A 21,039-nucleotide genomic window follows, 5' to 3' on the forward strand; every position below is an offset into this window, starting at 1 on the left:
GAAAAAGGAAACAGATAGATTGGTATATTCGGGTGTTAAAGGGGAAAATATCCTAATGACGATTTGCACTATTCATTCTATCGAAATTCATTCATGATGAGGAATAGGTTTTAGTCCCTATTTTTGATAGTTTTTAACACAATCACCTATAAAATAAGGAATTAAATAAGCATAATATACTAGTTAATAAGTATTAATTTATAGATTTATTTTAGGTTTTAAATGTTTTTTGTATAAAAATCTTGAAGTGAAGGCAGTTTTTATTTCACGAGGCGGTGCCGGATGGCGAAGACGACAGCCTGTGTACGGTCTTGTGCATTGAGCTTTTGTAAAATACGGTGCACATGCGTTTTTACCGTACTTTTGCTGATAAATAATTGATCAGCAATGTCTTCATTCTTTAAGCCATAGGCCATTTGCTGTAATACATCGCGTTCACGTTCTGTGAATGATTCGTGAAGCAGATGAGTGTGATGTGTATCATTTGCCTGCTGAAGAGCTCGTGTCATCATGTGCTCAGAGGCTGCCGTTCGAAATACAGATTCACCAGCAAAGGCGGTGCGGATGGCCTCAATTAATTCCTCAGGCATTGTATCCTTCAGCAAATAACCGACTGCCCCTGCACGAATTCCGTCAAAGACGTATTCTTCCGTATCAAAGGTCGTGAGAATCACAACTTTTACATCTGGATGCTTTTTTAAAATGTGCTCTGTTGCTGTGATGCCATCCATTCCAGGCATTTGTACATCCATCAGCAGTACGTCTGGTGTGTTGATCGAGCAAAGCTCAACCGCCTCCTGACCGTCTGACGCCTCCCATATGACGTCAATATCCTCTTGAGCGCTTGCAATATAACGAAATCCTTGGCGGATCAGCGGCTGATCATCAATAATGCCAATCTTAATAGGGTTTGTCATGTCTCGGAGTCCTCCTTGATAGGAATTTGAACATGGATACAAAAGCCGTGCGGCTCGCGTATGGACGTCTTGAGGGAACCGCCTGCTGCGTCACATCGTGCCTTCATGCCTGACAGTCCAAAGCCAAATGAAATATCTTTTTCGCTGGTCAAATATCCATCGTCTTCAATGTTCATCATCAGTTCATGCTGGTCGTTAGATAGTGTAATGGTCATTGCGGTGGCCTTGGCATGGCGAATTGTATTGGTGATGGCTTCTTGTAAAATGCGGTAAAGCAGTTCAGATACGGAGAGCGGCCATTTTTTATACGTAAGCTGCTCTGTATGAAAGTGAATGTCAAGCTCACCCGATATCTCTCCTTGCTTGATGAGGCTGCGAAGTCCGGCAAGTCCGAGACCTGCATCATCTGACGCCATATGATGAACCACAGAACGAACTTCGGTGAGACAATTTTTAGAAATATGGATCAGCTCCTGAAACGTCTGCGTCATCTGCTCTGGTTCTTCCTGCTTTAAACGGTAGGGCAAAGACTGCAGCTGGACAATCATCGAGGTTAATTGGTGACCGATACTGTCATGCAGGTCACGTGCAATTCTGCTTCGCTCCTCGAGCACTGCAAATTGGAGTGACTGAACGGTCGCTTCTTCAAGCTCCATATGCGCCTTTTTCAATTGTTCATGGGCTTCTGATAATTCCTTGTGAACCAATTGCAGTTCTCCGAAGTGTTCTTCCTTTAATTCCTGTTCACGTCGACGCATTCTAGAAATCAAAACAAGTGTATACACAAGCAGTTGGAATAGCGGGAGAGTGATCACCATGTTCCAAGAAAAATCGTTTATATAATAGCTGATCCCACTGGTGAAAAAGATGATAGCAAATAGATAGGGATGATGCGCCTCTGAAAAACGAAAAGCGATAAAGCCGATCATAAAAAAGGTCAGTCCAATACTGTCTTGAATCTGACCTGTCACCAGCCACAAGAGATGTGTCAAAATCCACATCAAGAGGAGCAGAGAAAATTGCTTTTTAGGTGACAGCTTGTTTTTTGGAAAAAGACAAAGGAGAAACACCAAATAGACGAAGGTGCGAAACACCAATTCGCCTAATGAAAGGGGCTCATACATTTGAATATACATATAGGTCAAAACAAGGCCTAATACGAATTTCCGCCTTATTTGACCTAAAAGCTTGAGTGGCTGCTGAAGGTTCATATCAAAAACTCCTGTCTGTCAGTTAATAGCAGCAGATGCCTTGATGTTCATATATCTTTTTAAAAGAATAAAACGTAAGCCGATCATACTGCCGATTGGAAGGAATGTCAGGCCATTTGCGAAAATGATCAGGGAATGACCGCCATCCTGTACAATTGAACCTACTGTCATCCGGATAAGGATGATTCCGATGAAAAAAAGTGTTCCATAAAGTGAGCTGGCGGCGGTGATACGCCCCGACTGTTGATCATATGTTACTTTGTATAGTTTACCTCTCCATAGCCCGATTGCAAAACCTGTGAGTGCAAAGACAATCATTGCAAGCAGGCTCATCGCCGTGATTTCAATATGCTGGGTAAAGGAATAAGAGAGTGTGCCTAATAAAATGAGCGGTCCTATGAGAAGCCTGATGGGGCGGATTTCTTTTTCCTTGCCTGTTCTTAAAAGCAGAATAATCATAATGATGACAATTTGAATGGTCATGACAAGATCTCCTTTTCGTTTTAGTCTATCTTCATCATACGCATCTTTTATTTTCGCGGCGTCCACCTGCAGGTTGATTTTAGAGAGCGGTATACTTGAATGTTGGAAATGATTCGTGGGAAAATAAGGATGATTATGTAGATAAGGGAGATGAGCTTTTGAAAAAGGTAACGCTTGGACGAACTGATTTGCAGGTAAATCCGATAGGGCTTGGTACGAATGCAGTAGGCGGGCATAATTTATTCCCGAATCTTAGTGAGGATGCTGGACGGGAGCTTGTGGAGACCGCTCTTGATCAAGGTGTCAATTTCTTAGATTCTGCTTTTATTTATGGGCTGGGCCGTTCAGAGGAATTAATCGGTGAGATCATTGCCAAAAGAGGCGGCAGAGAAAAGCTTGTCCTTGCGACAAAAGGAGCTCATAAGGAAGTAAACGGGCAAATTGAACTTGATAACAGCCGTGATTTCTTAAGAGAGCAGGTTGAAAATAGCCTGAAACGACTGCAAACAGATTATATTGATTTGTACTATATGCATTTCCCAGATGGACGTACGCCGCTCGAAGAAGTAGCAGGCACATTAAAGGAATTGAAGGACGAAGGGAAAATCAGGGCAATCGGTGCATCAAACCTTGATTTTGAACAGCTTCAAGCCTTTAACCGAGATGGCTACTTAGACGTGCTTCAATCGGAGTATTCTCTGCTGAAACGTCAGGCAGAGCAGGATCTTCTTCCATACTGCGTCGAGCATGGTATTTCATTTATTCCTTATTTCCCATTGGCATCAGGCTTGTTGACTGGGAAATTTACAAAAGATGCGACATTTGATGATATTCGAGCAAAGGACCCGCTTTTCCAAGGCGATGCTTTCCTTTCAAATCTCGAAAAAGTAGACAAGCTGAAAGCCATTGCTCAATCAAAGAATGCAGAAACAGCACACGTCGCACTTGCTTGGCTCTTAGCGCAGGATGGCATTGATGCTATTATTCCAGGGGCAAAACGAGCAGACCAAGTGCTGCAAAACCTAAAAACAAACGATGTTCAATTAACAGAAGAGGAAATCAATCAAATCGATAAGATCTTCTCTTAACACTAAAAAAAGGTGCAGCTATGCACCTTTTTTTATGACATGGTGAGAGGGATTTTGATGACGAGCCGCAAATTTGGAGAACGGTAAGTGAAATCAAGTGTACCGTCTGCCTTTTCAACAAGCTGTTGAATGATATACGTCCCCATGCCTTGATGATCGCCGCCTTTTGTCGAGCGGCCAAAAGTTTTGAACAAATGATCTAGCACGTGTTTTTCCATACCTTTTGTGCTGTTTTCACAATGGATTAAAAATAGCCCGCTCCGAATAGAGGTCGTGACCGAAATGCTTCCCTCTTTTCCGGCTTGCTTCGCTTCAATCGCTGCATCTAGAGCATTATCAAGCAGGTTGCCAGTAAAACTAACCTGATCCGCCTTTGAAAAAGGAAGCGATGAAAAGGGTGCTTGAAGGTCTAGTGAAAGTGCGATGTCCTCTTTCTCAGCCCGCTCCAAAAAGGGATGTAGGGTTGAGGCTAAATATGCATTTTCTCCTTTAATCCATGGGAAATGTTTGACGTATTGCTGAATCAAATCTTTGATTTCATGCTCGTTGTTCGATGCGGAAAAGGCATTTAAATGTCTAGCTGTTTCATGATGTTTACTGCGCAGCTCAAGAAGTAATTCGTTGGTTCTTGATTCTGCGTCTATGAGCTCTTGAAGCTGTCCATTTAACTGTTTCTCTGTCTGCATCACCTTCAATGAGAGGATGTCGACTGTCACCATCATGATGATCGCCAAAAGACAGCTCAGCTCATTCGGTTGCGTTAGAAAGAGCAAAAGGCCTGTGCAGGTAATGAGTATAAAAGCGCCAAATATCACATCACCACTCGTATGAGGCAAAAATCTTTTGTACATAAAGAATGTATAAACACACAACGCGCAAAAGGTAAGAAGCCACAACACAATGGATGAAAGCGGCAGAAAGGCTTCAGCAGCTGCATGAAACGAAAGACCTAACCATATGAGAGCATAAATGCGAAATCCAAGATAGAAAGCGTTCACGTTCGTTCTCCTTAAAAATAGTATTTCTTAAAGAATTCTAATTGCTGCTTGGTCATCATGGCTTTTTTATCTGTACCTTCAAAAGACACGATATACGAATTTTTAGCATACGCCGAGAAATTCTTAATGTAATGAATATTAATGATAAACGATCGGTGGGAGCGGATAAAATCCTTTTCAGCCAGATCGCCTTTTAGCTCATTTAATGTCTGATAGGTCTGGATATCTCCTGTCGTTGTTACGATAGTTGTTGACCGGCCTGTTCGCTCAACAAAAATAACATCCTTTTTCTGGAGCACATGAATATCTGACTGCTGCTTAATGAGAAGCCGTCCATGAATGCTCTTCTCCTGCTTGGTGGACATATAACGCTCTAAGCATTTGGCAATTCGATCAGCTTGGTAGGGCTTCATAATATAATCATGTACATTCAAATCAAACGCATGGACCGCATATCCACTGTTTCCTGTCACAAAGACCACATCGACATTCAGTGCGTGAGAGTGAATGAGGTCCGCTAATTCATAGCCGGACATTCCAGGCATTTCAATGTCAGCGAACAACAGATCAATGTCTCCTTTTTTGACCTTCTCATATGCATCCTCTGCTGACTGCGTGACAAAGACGATGTCCACAGCCTCCATCCTGCCTACAATGGCGTGCAGCTTTTCTAAATCTACTCGGTAATCGTCGACGAGACCTACTTTTATCATAAAAATCACCTATGACCATTCTTATTATTTGTCTATTTTACCATTTGTTTTTTTGAAATAGATCATTTCAAGACAGAAAAAGGACGTTTCGCGACATTTTTATATCAGGCAAGCGTTATTTTTTCTATCATAGACTTAGAAAGTTGAAAGGGGCGAACCACATGATTACTCTCAGCGATTGCAGCTGCTGGTTTAAAGATAAGAAAAAAGTCGTAAAAGCGATGAAACACATGACGTTCTCCGTGAAGGAAGGGGAAGTCGTTGGCATTCTAGGAGAAAATGGTGCAGGAAAAACAACATTATTGCGCGCCGTAGCCACATTATTAGAGCCTACACACGGAACAGTCACTGTCGCAGGCTTTGATACAGTGAAAGAAGCAACAGAAGTGAAAAAGCGGATTGGTGTCTTGTTTGGCGGAGAGACGGGGCTTTACGATCGTTTGACGGCAAGAGAAAACCTTGAATACTTTGGCAAATTATATGGCTTAGATCAGCATGAAATCAAAGCAAGAATAGAGGATTTGGCAAAGCGTTTTGGGATGAGACAATACATGGATCGCAAGGTGAAAGGATTCTCAAGAGGAATGAAACAAAAGGTGGCGATTGCTAGAACGTTAATTCATGATCCTGACATTATTTTATTTGATGAGCCGACAACAGGCTTAGATATCACGTCGAGTAATATTTTCAGAGATTTTATCCATCAGCTCAAGCAGCAAAATAAAACGATCCTCTTTTCAAGCCACATCATGGAAGAAGTCAGCCAGCTTTGTGACAGTGTGATGATGATTCATCAAGGAGAGCTTGTGTATAAAGGCACACTTCCAGAATTATATACACAGGAACAAAGTGAAGACTTGAACTATATCTTTATGTCGAAGCTCGCTAGGGGGATTTCATAATGTGGAAAACCGTCTTTTTGAAAGAAATGACAGATGCGCTGAGAGACCGAAAAACGCTGCTTTTAACCGTGCTGATTCCTCTTTTGACGATGCTTGGACTGGTGTTCTTTTATGAAAGCATGATTGCAGATCCAGGGGATAAAGCCTATACAGTCGCCATCAATGAACAGCTTCCAGCCGAAATGAACCAAATGATCAAAGAGGTCAAAAACCTAAACCTTGAAACATTTGATGATCCGCAGCAAGCCGTCAAGGATGGGGAGGCAAATGCTTACCTAGAAATGCCGAAAGAGGCAGGCGATATGCTCAAGCATCAAAAGCCATTCGCCATTAAAATTCATGGATATACGACAGATGATGATTCAGTGATCACCGTTCAAATGCTGCAATCATTGCTGGAGCAGTATCAAAACCAGGTGGTCGAGAAGCGCTTAGCAGCGGATCAAATCGATACGTCCGTTATTCATCCGTTTGAAGTGCAGTCCGTTGATGTAGAAGAAGGTGATGAAGGGGAAAACGGAGTGACCGCTATGCTGTTGTCGATTCTCCTTCCAATGATTTTGGTGACCTCCGTGATCTCAGGTGCTTTGCCGGCAGCGCTTGATATTGTAGCAGGTGAAAAAGACCGAAAATCCATTGAAGCGTTGTTTCTGACGCCGGCCAGCAGACTCCAGATTCTCATCGGAAAATGGCTCGCTGTCTCTATGTTCGGTATTTTAAGTGGGATTGTGGCGATCGGCATGTTGCTTCTATCTACTTTGCTCTTTACAGAAAAGCTGAAGCAAGCTCTGAACTTTGGTGATCAAATGTGGAGCATTATCGGCGTTATGTTTGCGGCGCTTATCATCTTCTCCTTCATGGTATCCATGATTGAATTGCTGCTCAGTGTGATGTCGGGTTCAGTCAAAGAAGCGCAATCGTACATGTCCATGATCATTACACTAGGTGTGCTCCCAATGTTCTTTACCATGAGAGCAGGTGCAACGCAGCTAGATACGTATTACTTTGCCATCCCATTTCTCAATATTCATGCGCTGTGTAAGCAATTGATGTTTGGTATCATCGATCCAATGTCCATCACCCTGACACTCGGCTCCTCAGCCTTGGCAGTCGTCATCCTGTTTGTCATCGTCAGAAGCTTGTTTATGAAAGAGAAATGGATGCTTGCGAAATAAAGAAAACTTGCAGATATATTCTGCAAGTTTTTTTATATTCAGAGATTCATATAAAAGAGGCTCGCGATAGCATGATGGAAGAGGAAATGATATAATTATCCTAATTTTACCAAAGAAAGGAGTTCGGATATGTCTTATCAAACAGATGACGATGATGTGTTAGGACTATGTAATATATATGCTCAGCAAACACATCATTTTGAAGCCTTTATTTTGGGAAACAGGGTAGGTTTATTAGAATTAAAAAATGCAATAGACAAGGCTTTAGAAACCGGTAGTTCTACTGCAACGTTATTCCCTTCTGATTATGAGGGATATGATGTCTATATTGCTTTAGTAGACGATGAGCAAAGGTTTGAAAAATTAACAACTCCTTATGTAGAGGAATACGCACAAGAGGAAGATGCGGTTGATCCAATCGAGATCATGAAAGAATATGAAGCTGAAAAGGGGAATTCTTCTTCATGAAATATTCTCGTTATGAAAAAAAGCTGGACCTCACTATATTAATAGTAGCAGCCATTACTATATTTATGGTGGATATTCAGTGGGTGTGGTTGTCGATTTTCTTGCTTTCTTCTCTGTATTTCGGAATCAAATATAGGAAACAACCGAAATAAATTAACAAAAAACCCCCGGAATCGGGGGTTTTTCTTTAGTTCTTGATGAATTTCTCAACTAATGAGCTTGTTTTGTAGTCGTTCAAATCAAGTTTCCATTGGTCGATATCATTTTTCTTCATGTTGACTTCTACTGTTTCTTCAGAAGATGATGGTCCTAATTTTTTAAACTCATCTGGGTAAATTGATAGTAAGTATTTTTGCGCTTCATCATAAGAAGCTGAACGGTTTTTGCTGTAGAACTCAGTCGCTTTCTCTTTCAAACGATCGACAAGCGGACTTGCATCGATTGGTGTAAGAGTCACAGTCACGACAGCTTTATCACCACTGATGGATTTTGTTTTTGTTGAAACTTTTGATTTTTCAGCTAATGTTTCTTTCACTGCTTTTAAAAGCTTATCAAGGTTTTCGTCCTTCGCTGAGCTAGAAGAAATACCTGATGAAGTGATGTAACCTTGTTTGAATGATTTATCAAATTCGTTCACAACAGTTGATTTGTTATCACCTGTTAGTTTTTCGAAATCATCGTTTATCTTACCAAAAATCATCACATCAATATAAGAAGAAAGAGCTTTTGCAGATGCTTGTAGTGTATCTGCTTTTTTCATTAAGTCTTTTCCTTTAATATCGAATTCTAATGTCTTGTCATCTTTTTTCGATCCGCTTCCTGGCTCTGTGTAAACAAGCTGATAGTCTTTGTCTTTGTCAACAACAAAGAAAAGACCGCCTTTAGTCACTTTGTCTGCATTTAAAGAGCTTGAAGATAATACTTCGTTATAGTCATCTGGAGAGATTGTAGATACCTGTGCGTCATATTGGTAAAGCGTGAAGTTGCTTTTATCAACATTGAGAGGCTCTTTGCTGATATTTTTTACAGATACATTCACTTTTAGTACATACTGATCATCCTGTACAGATGTATCGTATTGAGGTGGTAATGTGTACTCAGCACTTTCTACCTTTACCTCTGCTGCATCAAGAGATTTTTTGGTATCGTTTTCTTTCGCAGCTGTTTTGTCTTTTCCACCACTACAAGCAGCAGCGACAACAGTTACACACAAGATCAGAAGAAACAGGGATAATTTCTTTTTAAACATGGCGTGTTTTCCTCCTCGGGTTTATGGTGAATTTCATTGAAAAGCTGTAGTTCATATCATTCTTTTTGCACAAAAAGAAAAATACTGTATGTTTTTTACTGTAGAATGAAGCGAAAGTACTGTCAATACCTCAGTGCGTTTCCGAGGTTGATTGGCTTCAAGTAGTAAAAATGACACTAAGTTGAGAGGAGAAACTTGTAATTTATTATTTGATATCTCCTGTAGAAACTCAACATTTTATATTTTAAGGTTTTGAGTCGGATTATTGAATAGGTTCAAATGACTGTTTTTGAAGATGATGTCGCAATTAGAAGGATTTTTATGACTTGTAAATGAGTATATAGTAATGAATATTTCTTCCTGTTATGTATATGGTCACTTGGTTTGAGTGTTGTTGGCAGCGAGACACATGTCCAGCAAATTTAGACAGGCTGCCGACACTGAACGTGCTTTTTCATGTCAAAATGGCAGTCATCTACACAGAAACGCTACATAAAATAAAAGAGAAACGAACTGGAGGTGGATGTATGGCAGTGGTAAGAGCGACAAGCTCTGATATTGATTTAATGGCCAGACTGCTGAGAGCGGAGGCAGAAGGTGAAGGGAGGCGAGGGATGCTGCTCGTAGGAAACGTGGGCATCAATCGTTTGCGTGCCAACTGCTCTGACTTTAAAGGGCTGCGTACGATTCCACAAATGATTTATCAGGAGCATGCATTTGAAGCGGTCACGCATGGTTACTTCTATCAGCGAGCACGAGAAACGGAAAAAACACTTGCGCGGAGAAATATTAACGGAGAACGTTTTTGGCCGGCAAAATTCAGCCTTTGGTATTTTAAACCGCCTGGCGATTGTCCGGCGACTTGGTACAATCAGCCGTTTGTGGCAAGGTATAAGTCGCATTGCTTTTATCAGCCAACCGCCGAAACGTGTGAAAATGTTTATAACACCTTTTAGCTTGATGAAACGCACAACCCTCTTAGAGTACAAATGCAGAGGGTTGTGTTTTTGTTTTTTCCAAAATGGGTAACCATTGTGTATCAGCAAGATGAAGCACGTGAATGGAGGAAATGAAGATGTATCAAGATTTAAAAGGGAAAACAGCCATTGTCACAGGTTCTTCAAAAGGAATTGGACAAGCGATCGCATTGCGGTTTGGACAAGAGGAAATGAATGTGGTTGTAAACTATAAAGGCGATGAAGATGGAGCTGAAGAGACCGTACAAGCCATTCAGAAGCACGGAGGTGGGGCGGTGAAAGTACACGCAGATGTCTCCAAGAGGAAGGCATCCAAGCCATCATGGATACAGCACTGGAGCATTTCGGTACAGTAGATGTATTCGTCAATAATTCAGGCTTCAACGGCGAAGAAGCGATGCCGCATGAGATGACGCTGGAGCAATGGCAAAACGTCATCGATGTGAACATAACAGGTGCATTTCTAGGCGCAAAGGCTGCGCTCGCCTATATGATGGAGCATGACATCAAAGGATCTATTTTAAATATTTCCAGTGTCCATCAGGAAATTCCACGCCCGTTCAATGTTCATTATTCCACTTCAAAGGGCGGAATGAATATGATGACGAAGACGCTGGCTCTTGATTATGCCGAAGCAGGTATTCGAATCAACGCGATTGCGCCGGGTACCATGGCAACCGAATCGAATGATGATTTACAGGATGAATTGAAAAAACAAAAGCAGCTTGAGAAAATTCCGATGAGAACCTTTGGTGAACCGAAGGAGATTGGGGCCGCTGCTGCATTCCTCGTTTCTAAGGAAGCGGCGTATATCACAGGCACCACCTTATTTGTAGATGGTGGAATGACACTTTATCCTTCTCAAATCAATGATTAATCCAAAAAACATCCGCCTGTTCATCCGGCGGATGTTTTTTGTTCGTAGCGTTGAGCGGCTTTGGCTGGTTTGCCGAGCAGCATCGGGTATTTGCTCAGGAAGGAGATACATGGCACCATGAGCAGCAATGTGCCAATCGTATAAAAAAGTGTCCAAGAGAGCTGTGCTGTATCAGCAATATTGATACCGAGTCCATAAAAAACAAATGCTTTCATGATATCGATACCGGCAAACTGCAAGACAAGAATGACAATAGAATTACGTCCTAGATACGTCAAAATAGGGGATGTTTTCAATTTAAAGCTTAAATAAATCACGGCAGCTGAACCGAGCAGAGCACATGCGTAGAAAATAAAGAGATCACCGTAGTCGTTGACGCGCATATCGATCCGTGAATTAAAGCTTTGCATGTAAGCCGTTAGCACAAGCAGACCTGCACATAAAAGAAGGGTTGGATCTGTTTTTAATTCCACAAACCATTGCTTTGCTAAAAATCCAATCGAATAAAACACAACAGCTGTCAAGGCGACATTAGCGTTCCAAGGAAGACTTTGATCTAAAAGCAAGGTAGAGGCATATCCAGCACCTCCGCAAAGAACAGTCAGCAAGATCACGGCAGCGGGTTTTCCTTTAGAAAGACGATGCATAAAGAAAAATAAAATTTCCACTAAAAAGAGCGTCGTTAAAAACCAAATCGCTGGGTTATGTGTGAGTCTTGCTTCATCTGCATTGGATATGAAAATACCTGTAAACGGAACGAAAGGATCAATATCCGTTTGTCCCTTGAATGCGAAAAAACGGGTAACGGAGAACCAAAATACATACGTAATGATGGAGAAATAGAGATAGGGCAAGAGTAAACTTTTGGCTTTTTTCTGAATAAATGACAGAGCAGGGGATGATGATGATCGAAACATCATGCCTGATAGTAAAAAGAAAAGCGGCATATGAAAAGAGTAAATGAATTGCTTGAGCGAATCTGGAATGGGCACATGCGCCATGACCACGAGCAGAATGCCAATTCCTTTAGCTGCATCAACCCAATCGAGTCTCTTTTTCATGTCTGTCATCTCCTTCTTTCTCAGCGTTGTAAACCGTTCATTGAATATGTACCTCTACTATATAAAAGGTACACCTCTTATGCGTTTACAGTTCGCTAACGATTAGAAGACACATTTGCGATCAGATGACAGACGGAAGGATTTTGACATCTTGATGTTACATTTCCCATTTTTTATGACAATGTAAAAAAGAAGCCTGGAAAGCTGGCTTCAAAATAATTCTGCTATTCTCATGAAGGAACGTTGTTTTTCGATCGGATCAAAGGAATTGTTCAGAATCATGATGTCATCCGTTTGATAGCGGTCCATCAAGGTCTGTAATTGCTCTTTCACCGTTTTCTTCGAGCCTACAATCATCCGCTGGCGGTTTTGCAGCACTTTTTTCTTTTCCTGAGTGGTGTAGTGATAGGCGCTTGCTTCTTCTATAGAAGGAACGCGGCTGTCCAGTCCCTTTTCAACACGAAGCAGCCATAAATCTGTACTGCTGGCGATCCTGTCTGCTTCTTCATCTGTTTCACCGCAGATGACAAAGACGGCAAACATAGATTGTGGCTGCCTAGAAAAGACAGATGGAGAAAAGTGTGATCGATACGTCTCAAATGCTTGTGTGCCGCGTGCAGGATGGATAAAGTGGCCAAAAATATAGTTGATTCCAAGCTCCGCCGCCTGCATGGCACTATTTTCCCCCAGCCCAAGCAGCCAAACCGGCGGATGAGCATCAACAAGCGGAGCAGCTTTCACGCCTGCATGCGGATGACCAGAAGGCAGGCTGTCTGATAAGTAAAAAAGAAGGTCCTTCAGCTGGCGGTCAAACTGAGACAGATCTTTAGGCACGCCGTCCGTCAAAGCGAGCCTCGTCCTTTCGATCCCGCCTGGAGATTTGCCGACACCAATCTCAATCCGTCCAGGATAAAGGGCTTCAAGCTGCCGCGTGACCTCTGCTACTTTAAAAGGACTGTACTGAGGAAGTAAAATACCGCCAGATCCGGTACGCAAGGTCGTTGTATGAGCCGCAATATGAGCCATTAATATTTCAGGCGCTGTACTAGCGAGCCCTCTTGTGCTGTGGTGTTCAGCGAACCAATAGCGCTCATACCCAAGCGTTTCAGCCAGCTGAGCCAGCTGCGTTGTATGAATCAATGTCTCCTGAGCAGACTGACCTTTAGGAATGGCGACTTGATCTAATATATGAAGTGATGGCATCATCAACATCCTTTCATCAACATGCTGAATATAAGTATAAAGAAATCCATAGGTGGAAGGAAACGAAAGGGTTTATCCTTTGATCCTTTGCTTTTATCTTTTCTATATCAACATATGAAACCACATCAATACACTCCTTATCAGCAAGAGCTGTTCATCGGGAATTTTCGACAATGTTTCACATGAAACACTTCATTAACGACATGAACCATTTCCAATGTGCATCTTTCGTTAAAAAAATATAAAGTGTTTGAAACCTATCTTGAACATAGATCGTATATACTAGTAAATAGAAAAAAGAGTAAGAGGCTCCAATGTCATTTCATGAATTTTGTCGAATTTTCATGTATGATGATTTTAATAGGGTCCATCGCTTAATAAATAGATTTTTATTATGCTGGAGGAGTGATTGATTTGGCGATTACATTAGAAAAAGGTCAACGTATTGATTTAACAAAAGGGAAAACAGGGCTGACGAATATTCTTGTTGGACTTGGCTGGGACCCTGTATCACAAGGCGGCGGATTTTTAGGAAAGCTGTTTGGCGGCGGAGGCGGCGCTGATGTTGATTGTGATGCTTCAGTGCTCATGCTGAAAAATGATAAGTTTACGGAAAATAAAGATTTGATTTATTTTGGCAACCTAAAGAGCAAATGCGGCAGTGTTGAGCATACAGGTGACAACCTGACTGGTGAAGGAGACGGAGATGATGAACAAGTCCTCGTCAACTTGAGCAAGGTGCCGGGTAACGTGAATAAATTGGTGTTTGTCGTGAACATTTATGATGCCCTTAGAAGAAACCAACACTTTGGTATGATTCAAAATGCTTACATTCGCATCGTTGATCGTTCAAACAATCAAGAATTAGTGAAATATAATTTAAAAGATGATTATGCAGGAAAAACTTCGTTAATCGTCGGGGAACTTTATCGCCATGAGAATGAGTGGAAGTTTGCGGCGCTTGGAAATGGTACAAATGATGCGAAGCTTGCAGATATTACGAGAAACTATATTTAAACAGAAGGGAGAGGTTCCTAGTGGGAATTTCTTTAGCGAAAGGTCAAAAAATTGATTTAACAAAAACGAATCCGGGTTTAACAAAAGTAGTCGTCGGTCTTGGCTGGGACGTCAATAAGTATGACGGCGGACATGACTTTGATCTGGACGCAAGTGTATTTCTTTTAGATGCGGCAGGTAAAGCAAGCTCTCCATCTGACTTTGTCTTTTACAACCAAACAACTGGCGGAGGCGGCAGTGTCGTACATACAGGCGATAACCGCACTGGTGAAGGGGACGGGGATGACGAGCAGGTCAATGTTGACCTTGCAGCTGTACCAGCAAGTGTTGAAAAGATTTCATTTGTCATTACAATTCATGATGCAGAAGCGCGCAGTCAAAATTTCGGACAAGTGTCTAACGCATATGTACGTATTTTAAATGCAGCATCGAATGAAGAACTCATTCGCTACGATTTGGCAGAGGATTTCTCAATTGAGACAGCCATTATTGTAGGTGAATTATACCGTCATGGCGGGGAATGGAAATTCTCAGCTGTCGGATCAGGCTATCAAGGCGGTCTCGCCCGCATTGCAACGGACTTTGGCTTAGATATCGGATAACGCAATAGTTTCCTATTTTCAAAGACAGGAGAGATACGAATATGGCGATTCAGCTTTCAAAAGGACAACGTGTCGATTTAACCAAAACCAACCCAGGGCTGACGAAAGTGATGATCGGTCTTGGCTGGGATACGAATAAATATTCTGGCGGAGCCGAATTTGATTTGGACGCTTCGGCTTTCTTGGTGGATGCAAACAATCGTTGTCAGCAAGATACAGATTTTGTGTTCTATAATAACCTTCAGCATCCGAGCGGCAGTGTCACTCATACAGGTGATAACCGTACGGGTGAAGGAGATGGAGATGACGAGCAAATTCTCGTTGATTTCTCGAAAATTCCTGCTAACATTGATCGTATCGGAATTACAGTTACGATCCATGATGCAGAGGCGCGCAGCCAAAATTTTGGACAAGTCTCTAATGCATTTGTTCGTGTTGTAAATGAAGAGGGCGGGGAAGAATTGATTCGCTTCGATTTAGGCGAAGACTTCTCAATTGAAACAGCTGTTGTGGTATGTGAATTGTACCGACACGGAAGTGATTGGAAGTTTAACGCGATCGGAAGCGGATTCTCTGGCGGACTTGCAGCTCTTTGTCAAAATTATGGGTTAGAAGTGTAAATAAGAGAAACAAATCAGTTCAAGAGATGCTGTCAAAAGCTCATATGAGGGCCTTTTCCTAAGTGAGAAAGAAACAGCGATCAAGAATAGCAGCAGGCGAAAGCCTGCTGATGCTTCTACACTTATAGGAGGAAAACCAGTTGGACATTTTGAAACATATGTTGGATACATATGCCTCGTTTTTTGATTGGCATATGTGGGCAGAGGTATTAACAGACCCTGTCTCTTGGGGGCTTATTGGGACTCTTGTCGTGCTTGAAGGATTGTTATCAGCAGATAACGCACTTGTATTAGCTGTGATGGTGAAACATCTACCAGAAAAGCAGCGTAAAAAAGCATTAACCTACGGATTAATTGGCGCTTATTTCTTCCGTTTTCTATTCATTGGCGTAGGGATGCTGCTTATTAAGTTCTGGTGGATTAAGGTCCTCGGAGCTGCTTACTTAGCATGGCTTGTTATTAAGCACTTCTGGTTAGGTGACGGCGATGATGAAGCGAAGGAACTGAAAAAAGAAGGCTGGTTGATTCGAGTCTTTGGTGTGTTCTGGGCAACTGTTATTTCTGTTGAAATTATGGACCTTGCCTTCTCGGTTGATAGTATTCTTGCAGCATTCGCTGTATCTGAGGAAGTATGGATTCTACTATTAGGCGGAATGCTTGGAATTCTCATGATGCGTACAGTCGCACAGTTATTCCTTGTTCTCATTGACCGTATCCCAGAGCTTGAGAATACAGCGTTTATTCTCATCGGGATCATTGCGATCAAAATGGGCTTGAGTGCTGCTCACATTGAAATCCCGCATCTTGTATTCTTTGCGATTATTATCCTAGCATTTATCGGAACGTTTATCGTTCATAAAATCAATAAAAAGAAACATCAAGAAGTGACAAACGAAGCTGCGGCTTCAAAAGAAGAATAGGACGATCAAAAAGGAATGGAGTTGATTAGCGGCTCCATCCTTTTTTGAATCATCAAGTCATTTGTTCGATTTTCTCTCAACAACAGGAGGTGGCACAGCATGCGGTATTTTCAGTTTTTATCAGAGGCGAGGCAGCACGATATTTTTTTCAAACGGCCGGGGTCGATGCATTTGATGACGCCAAGGCACGTACTTGCGCATGCATTAGGTGCTACTTTGTATATGCCTGCGACAAGACAGGATATAGCAGACATGCTGCTGTCGCAGAAATATGAAGCGCTTTGCTCTGTTGTATTTTGTTTAGAGGATGCCATCGGTGATCAAGAAGTGGAAATGGCTGAACAGAATCTAGTGGTACAACTAGCCAAACTGTCGGACAAATTAACGCATACACCTGAAATGGCTGAACAAATGCCGCTTTTATTTATTCGGGTTCGTTCGCCGAAGCAGCTGCTGGAAATGGCAGATTTGCTTGGTCCATCTCTTCGTTTATTGACGGGTTTTGTATTTCCAAAGTGTTCTATTCATAATGCGAAGGATTATTTGGACAGCTTGAAACAGGCGTCCGCACAAACGAAGACCACGCTGTACGGTATGCCCATTTTGGAAACACCCGATTTATTAGAAAAAGAAACAAGATATACGGTGCTGTCTAAGTTAAAGCAGATCATGCTGAATGATGAAGAATATATTTTGAATATTCGTATTGGGGCAACGGATCTTTGCGGCTTATATGGCATTCGCCGTGATCGCGACACCACCATCTATGAAATCAGATTGATTGCTGATTTGATCACAGATATTATCAATTATTTTGGCCGTTCCTTTGTTGTATCAGGTGCTGTATGGGAGCATTTTGGCCCTGCACGAAAGGAACAAAAACCATTCATCCGTGCGCTTTCTAAGGGCGGTGAGCTGTCCTTATCTGAATTCGATGACGTACAAGGTTTACTCAAAGAGACAAGACTCGATGTAGCCAACGGCATACATGGAAAGACAGTGATCCATCCAACACATCTCAAGCCAGTGCAAAGCATGTACGTTGTGACAAAGGAAGAGTACTTGGATGCATTAAGCATTCTGGAACATGCCGACGGCACAGTTGGCGTGATGAAGAGTGCTTTCTCTAATAAGATGAATGAAACAAAGCCGCATTACAGGTGGGCAGAGCACATTTTAATTAAGTCAGACATTTACGGGGTGTTTCATGAAAATAGAAGCTATATCGACATACTCACAGAATCAGAAGCGGCATACGCTGAACATCTTGGAACATATGGAGGTTGAGCTTGACCTTAAAGAAGGTGCGCTCCAGCTTGAAAAAGAGCATCTTTTTGAGATGGCGGCAAGGGTGAACAAAAAAAGAGCCTTTTTATTCGTGAGTAAGGTGCTTGGAAAGCATATTCCTGTTCATCCAGTAAAACCGCTCCTTGTCTCGGGTCTTTTAGCGATGGCATATGCCAAAGAGCAAACGGGAAAGACGCCCCCGCACCAAGATCTTCTTGTAGAGGCACTCAAGACGGATGATCACACGGTGTTAACGGCAGCCTATGAAACACTCAAAGAAGAAAAGCTTTCAGCAGGCAATGAGCCTGTCGTCATCGGCTTTGCGGAAACGGCAACAGCCCTTGGACATGGTGTGTATGATGTGATAGAAGGCGCATCATACATTCATACGACACGTGAACAGCTGCTGGATCTTGACCCGTCATTGGTATTTGAAGAAGAACATTCGCATGCAACAGATCAGCTTTGTTATGCAGACGAAGCATTCCTTCGCACAGACCGCCCCATCGTGTTAGTAGATGATGAAGTCACGACAGGCCGTACCAATATCAACATCATTCGTGACCTTCATGCAAAGTACCCAAGGCATTCTTATACCATTCTTTCCATTTTGGACTGGCGGACGGAGGAGCATGAGAAAGCCATGTGCCAGCTTGAAGAGGAGCTTGGAATTCACATCACATCATTGTCTTTATTAAAAGGGCAGATGATTTTTCGAGGCAAAACGCTCGATGAGCCAGCTTATTCGTATGAGATTGCGGAGCAAGAGAAGCAGCCAAGTCTCTCTTTTCACTCTCTTCAATCTTTCTTTAAGCAGGTGCCCTATTCACTTTCTTATGCAGCAAATTCGGCTGGTCATTCGCCATATATACATGAAACGGGTCGTTTTGGTTTAAATGCAGCAGATACGGAAGCGCTCGACCAAGCAGCTGCTGAAGCGGGATTGAGGCTGCGGCAGGAACGCAAAGGAAAACAAACACTCTGCTTAGGGACAGGTGAGCTGATGTATGTGCCGATGAGACTGTCTGCACACATGGGGGAAGGCGTTCTCTTTCATTCAACAACGAGAAGCCCTATTCACCCAGTCGAAAAGGATGGATACGCTGTCCAAAATGGGTTTACCTTTATGAATCCAGAGGATGCCCGAATTCAGCACTACGTGTACAACATTCCAAAAGGTGAATATGATGATGTATTTCTCTTTTTTGAGAAAAAGGTCTCTCAGGAGGCATTGCTTCCGCTTGTTCACTTATTTGCTGAGCGGCATGTGAAGCATGTGCATATTGTGACTTTATCAGACGAGGTGAAGGTGAATGGCTAATGTGTATACAAAGATGGGGAGCTATCCAGAGCAGGATGTAACCTTCTTACTCAAAGATTTATCCTCTATTGAGATGGAGAAAAGTACAGAAGAGCGGGAGCGTTCGATTCAGAGCGGTGCGCATTATTCAGAAATGCTGCCAATTGAGTACAAACCAACGGCATCTTATATGACTTTATTCTATCAATCTCTTGAAGAAAGTAAGGAAAAGGTAGCAGAAGCAGTAGCTGTTGTAGCAGAACAGATTGTGAAGAAACGAGGCTTCCAAACCGTGCTTTGCAGTTTGGCGCGTGCGGGGACACCGATCGGGGTGCTGATCAAACGATATATTCGAAAGACGTATCGTGTCGATCTGCCTCATTACAGCATCTCTATTATTCGCGACCGTGGAATAGACGAGAATGCACTGCATTACATGCTGAAAGAACATCCAGGTTTTGAAATTGCTTTTATCGATGGATGGACTGGAAAAGGGGCGATTTCGAAAGAGCTCCAAAAAGCTGTTCTTGATTTTGAAAAAAAGTATGGTGTACGTCTCTCGAGTGAGCTGGCTGTGCTGGCAGACCCCGGCTATTGTACACATGTATACGGAACGAGGGAGGACTTTCTCATTCCAAGTGCCTGCCTGAATTCGACAGTATCAGGGCTTGTCAGTCGTACGGTATTAAACAACCGCTGGATCAATGCCGATGATTTCCATGGGGCAAAGTATTATAAAGAGCTGCTTGATGAGGATGTGTCCAATCTATATGTGGATACAATTGAAGAAGCATTTTCCAGCCTCGGACCAAATGTACAAGAGAAAGCAGAAAACATACTTACGCAAGGAGCACCGGCAGATTGGCGGGGAATGGCATCCATTGAAGCAATCGGTCAGGAGTTTCAAATTGAAAATACCCACTTGATTAAGCCGGGTGTTGGTGAAACGACCCGCGTGCTGCTTAGAAGAATCCCTTGGAAAATCTTGATTCAGCCTGGATCTCAGGAGAAGCTGAAGCATATTTTGCTTTTGGCAGAGGACAGAGGTGTTCCTGTCATTGAATATGCCAATATGTCCTACACGTGCTGTGGATTAATTCGTCCGCTGGAGCAAACGTCATGAAGACATTTGCATTTGCCAGTGATTTAGACCGGACGCTGATTTACTCACATCGAGTGCTTGACCAGTATGCGTATGAAGGAGAGTATGATTTAGTTGAGGTGCTGGACGAACGGCCGCTTTCCTATATGTCTGTTAAAACGAAAAAATCTTTGCAGACGATTCATCAAGCAGGCTGGTTCATTCCAGTGACGACAAGAACAACCGCACAGTATGAACGAATCACCTTCTTTGAGCAAGAGCTTAAACCCGAGTATGCTGTCACAACAAATGGGGGCTGTATTCTTCATCATGGCAAGCCGCTTGAGGATTGGCAGGCCATTGTTGATGAGAGACTTAGGGAGTGTATGCCAGTCAGAGAGATGCTGAGGGCGATCTCCGAGCTTCCAGTTGCGGCATGGGTGAAGCGTACCCGTACAGCAGAGGGAAGATTTCTTTATTTGATTATGAAAGATGAGTATCTATCTCACATTCCGCTTGCTGAATTGAAGCTGTGGGGCGAAGAGAGAGGCTGGCAGGTTTCTCTTCAGGGACGGAAGCTTTATTTTATTCCACAGCCGCTTAATAAGTGGGATGCTGTTTCTTTTCTAAAGGACAGGCTGCAGCTTGAATACGTCTATGGTGCGGGTGATTCTCTGTTAGATGCAGGGCTCATTCGTCAATCAGATATGGGCTTTGCCCCAAGGCATGGAGAAGTTCTGGACTTTGACCCATCACTTGAGCCGACAGCAGCATCTGGCATGGCCGCAGCGGATGAAATCACCGCTTCTGTCATCGATCAGATGATGAACGCAAAAAAGCCTTCGATTCGATAGCAGAAGTAGAAGGCTGAATGATATGATAGTAGTAGC

At 42.6% G+C, this 21,039-nt stretch carries 21 protein-coding genes and 1 pseudogene; 14 read left to right on the forward strand and 8 right to left on the reverse strand.

What is annotated here, in order from left to right:
- Positions 1-260 precede the first annotated feature (260 nt).
- Genes NSQ76_RS01785 through NSQ76_RS01795 form a run of 3 tightly spaced genes read right to left on the reverse strand, consistent with a single transcriptional unit; the run spans position 261 to position 2,611 of the window.
- A complete protein-coding gene (locus tag NSQ76_RS01785; RefSeq protein ID WP_024427217.1) occupies positions 261-917 on the reverse strand; it encodes a response regulator in 657 nt (218 codons plus the stop codon).
- Entirely contained in the window at positions 914-2,128 is a 1,215-nt protein-coding gene (locus NSQ76_RS01790) for a sensor histidine kinase (protein ID WP_341052006.1), read from the reverse strand. Before NSQ76_RS01790 ends, NSQ76_RS01785 begins: the two co-directional genes overlap by 4 nt.
- An 18-nt stretch (positions 2,129-2,146) precedes the next feature.
- Positions 2,147-2,611: a DUF1453 domain-containing protein gene (locus NSQ76_RS01795; protein ID WP_225315555.1), complete on the reverse strand. Its 465-nt coding sequence runs from the start codon at positions 2,609-2,611 to the stop codon at positions 2,147-2,149.
- Positions 2,612-2,769: 158 nt separating this feature from the next.
- Here NSQ76_RS01795 and NSQ76_RS01800 point away from each other — a divergent pair, with 158 nt between their 5' ends.
- Positions 2,770-3,699: an aldo/keto reductase gene (locus NSQ76_RS01800; RefSeq protein ID WP_024424368.1), complete on the forward strand. Its 930-nt coding sequence runs from the start codon at positions 2,770-2,772 to the stop codon at positions 3,697-3,699.
- 32 nt (positions 3,700-3,731) lie between these two features.
- Here NSQ76_RS01800 and NSQ76_RS01805 read toward each other — a convergent pair whose 3' ends face one another.
- Together NSQ76_RS01805 and NSQ76_RS01810 are read right to left on the reverse strand one after the other, a co-directional pair.
- Positions 3,732-4,697: a sensor histidine kinase gene (locus NSQ76_RS01805; protein WP_341052010.1), complete on the reverse strand. Its 966-nt coding sequence runs from the start codon at positions 4,695-4,697 to the stop codon at positions 3,732-3,734.
- A gap of 11 nt (positions 4,698-4,708) precedes the next feature.
- Positions 4,709-5,410 (reverse strand): LytR/AlgR family response regulator transcription factor, encoded by a 702-nt coding sequence (locus NSQ76_RS01810; RefSeq protein WP_025092773.1) that lies wholly within the window; start codon positions 5,408-5,410, stop codon positions 4,709-4,711.
- A 161-nt stretch (positions 5,411-5,571) separates the two neighbouring features.
- Between NSQ76_RS01810 and NSQ76_RS01815 the strand changes: the two genes are divergently transcribed.
- The 3 genes from NSQ76_RS01815 to NSQ76_RS01825 all read left to right on the forward strand — a co-directional run bounded on the left by NSQ76_RS01815 (position 5,572) and on the right by NSQ76_RS01825 (position 7,955).
- Positions 5,572-6,312 carry an ATP-binding cassette domain-containing protein gene (locus NSQ76_RS01815; protein ID WP_024424365.1) on the forward strand — a complete coding sequence of 247 codons (741 nt, stop codon included), beginning with the start codon at positions 5,572-5,574 and terminating at the stop codon, positions 6,310-6,312.
- A complete protein-coding gene (locus NSQ76_RS01820) occupies positions 6,312-7,487 on the forward strand; it encodes an ABC transporter permease (RefSeq protein WP_044333587.1) in 1,176 nt (391 codons plus the stop codon). The genes NSQ76_RS01815 and NSQ76_RS01820 overlap by 1 nt, the downstream gene beginning before the upstream one ends.
- Positions 7,488-7,616: 129 nt before the next feature.
- Positions 7,617-7,955, forward strand: coding sequence for a hypothetical protein (locus tag NSQ76_RS01825; protein ID WP_103132614.1), 339 nt, complete (start codon positions 7,617-7,619; stop codon positions 7,953-7,955).
- Between the two features lie 187 nt (positions 7,956-8,142).
- On the opposite strand, the gene NSQ76_RS01830 is transcribed toward NSQ76_RS01825, so the two are convergent.
- Positions 8,143-9,204, reverse strand: coding sequence for a DUF4352 domain-containing protein (locus tag NSQ76_RS01830; protein WP_341052021.1), 1,062 nt, complete (start codon positions 9,202-9,204; stop codon positions 8,143-8,145).
- Between the two features lie 527 nt (positions 9,205-9,731).
- On the opposite strand from NSQ76_RS01830, the gene NSQ76_RS01835 reads away from it, so the two are divergent.
- Together NSQ76_RS01835 and NSQ76_RS01840 are read left to right on the forward strand one after the other, a co-directional pair.
- A complete protein-coding gene (locus NSQ76_RS01835; RefSeq protein ID WP_024424361.1) occupies positions 9,732-10,160 on the forward strand; it encodes a cell wall hydrolase in 429 nt (142 codons plus the stop codon).
- Between the two features lie 119 nt (positions 10,161-10,279).
- Positions 10,280-11,058, forward strand: a pseudogene (locus NSQ76_RS01840) (glucose 1-dehydrogenase).
- Positions 11,059-11,078: 20 nt separating this feature from the next.
- Here the strand turns inward: NSQ76_RS01840 and NSQ76_RS01845 are convergent.
- Both NSQ76_RS01845 and NSQ76_RS01850 read right to left on the reverse strand, forming a co-directional pair.
- A complete protein-coding gene (locus NSQ76_RS01845) occupies positions 11,079-12,119 on the reverse strand; it encodes an acyltransferase family protein (protein WP_341052024.1) in 1,041 nt (346 codons plus the stop codon).
- Between the two features lie 210 nt (positions 12,120-12,329).
- Complete coding sequence (locus NSQ76_RS01850; protein ID WP_103132612.1) at positions 12,330-13,322, reverse strand: LLM class flavin-dependent oxidoreductase; 993 nt, start codon at positions 13,320-13,322, stop codon at positions 12,330-12,332.
- Positions 13,323-13,736: 414 nt separating this feature from the next.
- Here NSQ76_RS01850 and NSQ76_RS01855 point away from each other — a divergent pair, with 414 nt between their 5' ends.
- The 8 genes from NSQ76_RS01855 to NSQ76_RS01890 all read left to right on the forward strand — a co-directional run bounded on the left by NSQ76_RS01855 (position 13,737) and on the right by NSQ76_RS01890 (position 21,003).
- On the forward strand, positions 13,737-14,339 hold the full coding sequence (locus tag NSQ76_RS01855) for a TerD family protein (RefSeq protein ID WP_024427228.1): 603 nt from the start codon (positions 13,737-13,739) through the stop codon (positions 14,337-14,339).
- A 20-nt stretch (positions 14,340-14,359) separates the two neighbouring features.
- The gene (locus NSQ76_RS01860; protein ID WP_024424356.1) at positions 14,360-14,941 is read left to right on the forward strand and encodes a TerD family protein; all 582 of its coding nucleotides are present in this window, start codon (positions 14,360-14,362) and stop codon (positions 14,939-14,941) included.
- A gap of 41 nt (positions 14,942-14,982) precedes the next feature.
- Positions 14,983-15,561, forward strand: coding sequence for a TerD family protein (locus tag NSQ76_RS01865; protein ID WP_007498343.1), 579 nt, complete (start codon positions 14,983-14,985; stop codon positions 15,559-15,561).
- Between the two features lie 140 nt (positions 15,562-15,701).
- Positions 15,702-16,481 carry a TerC family protein gene (locus NSQ76_RS01870; protein WP_024424355.1) on the forward strand — a complete coding sequence of 260 codons (780 nt, stop codon included), beginning with the start codon at positions 15,702-15,704 and terminating at the stop codon, positions 16,479-16,481.
- A gap of 99 nt (positions 16,482-16,580) precedes the next feature.
- A complete protein-coding gene (locus tag NSQ76_RS01875; protein WP_341052029.1) occupies positions 16,581-17,768 on the forward strand; it encodes an HpcH/HpaI aldolase/citrate lyase family protein in 1,188 nt (395 codons plus the stop codon).
- Positions 17,758-19,089, forward strand: coding sequence for a phosphoribosyltransferase family protein (locus NSQ76_RS01880; protein ID WP_341055746.1), 1,332 nt, complete (start codon positions 17,758-17,760; stop codon positions 19,087-19,089). The genes NSQ76_RS01875 and NSQ76_RS01880 overlap by 11 nt, the downstream gene beginning before the upstream one ends.
- Positions 19,082-20,191: a cysteine protease StiP family protein gene (locus NSQ76_RS01885; protein WP_280149029.1), complete on the forward strand. Its 1,110-nt coding sequence runs from the start codon at positions 19,082-19,084 to the stop codon at positions 20,189-20,191. Before NSQ76_RS01880 ends, NSQ76_RS01885 begins: the two co-directional genes overlap by 8 nt.
- Entirely contained in the window at positions 20,188-21,003 is an 816-nt protein-coding gene (locus tag NSQ76_RS01890) for an HAD family hydrolase (protein WP_056764993.1), read from the forward strand. The genes NSQ76_RS01885 and NSQ76_RS01890 overlap by 4 nt, the downstream gene beginning before the upstream one ends.
- The last annotated feature ends 36 nt before the right edge of the window (positions 21,004-21,039 follow it).

Source organism: Bacillus sp. FSL M8-0256 (assembly GCF_038005765.1).
Lineage (GTDB): Bacteria > Bacillota > Bacilli > Bacillales > Bacillaceae > Bacillus > Bacillus safensis.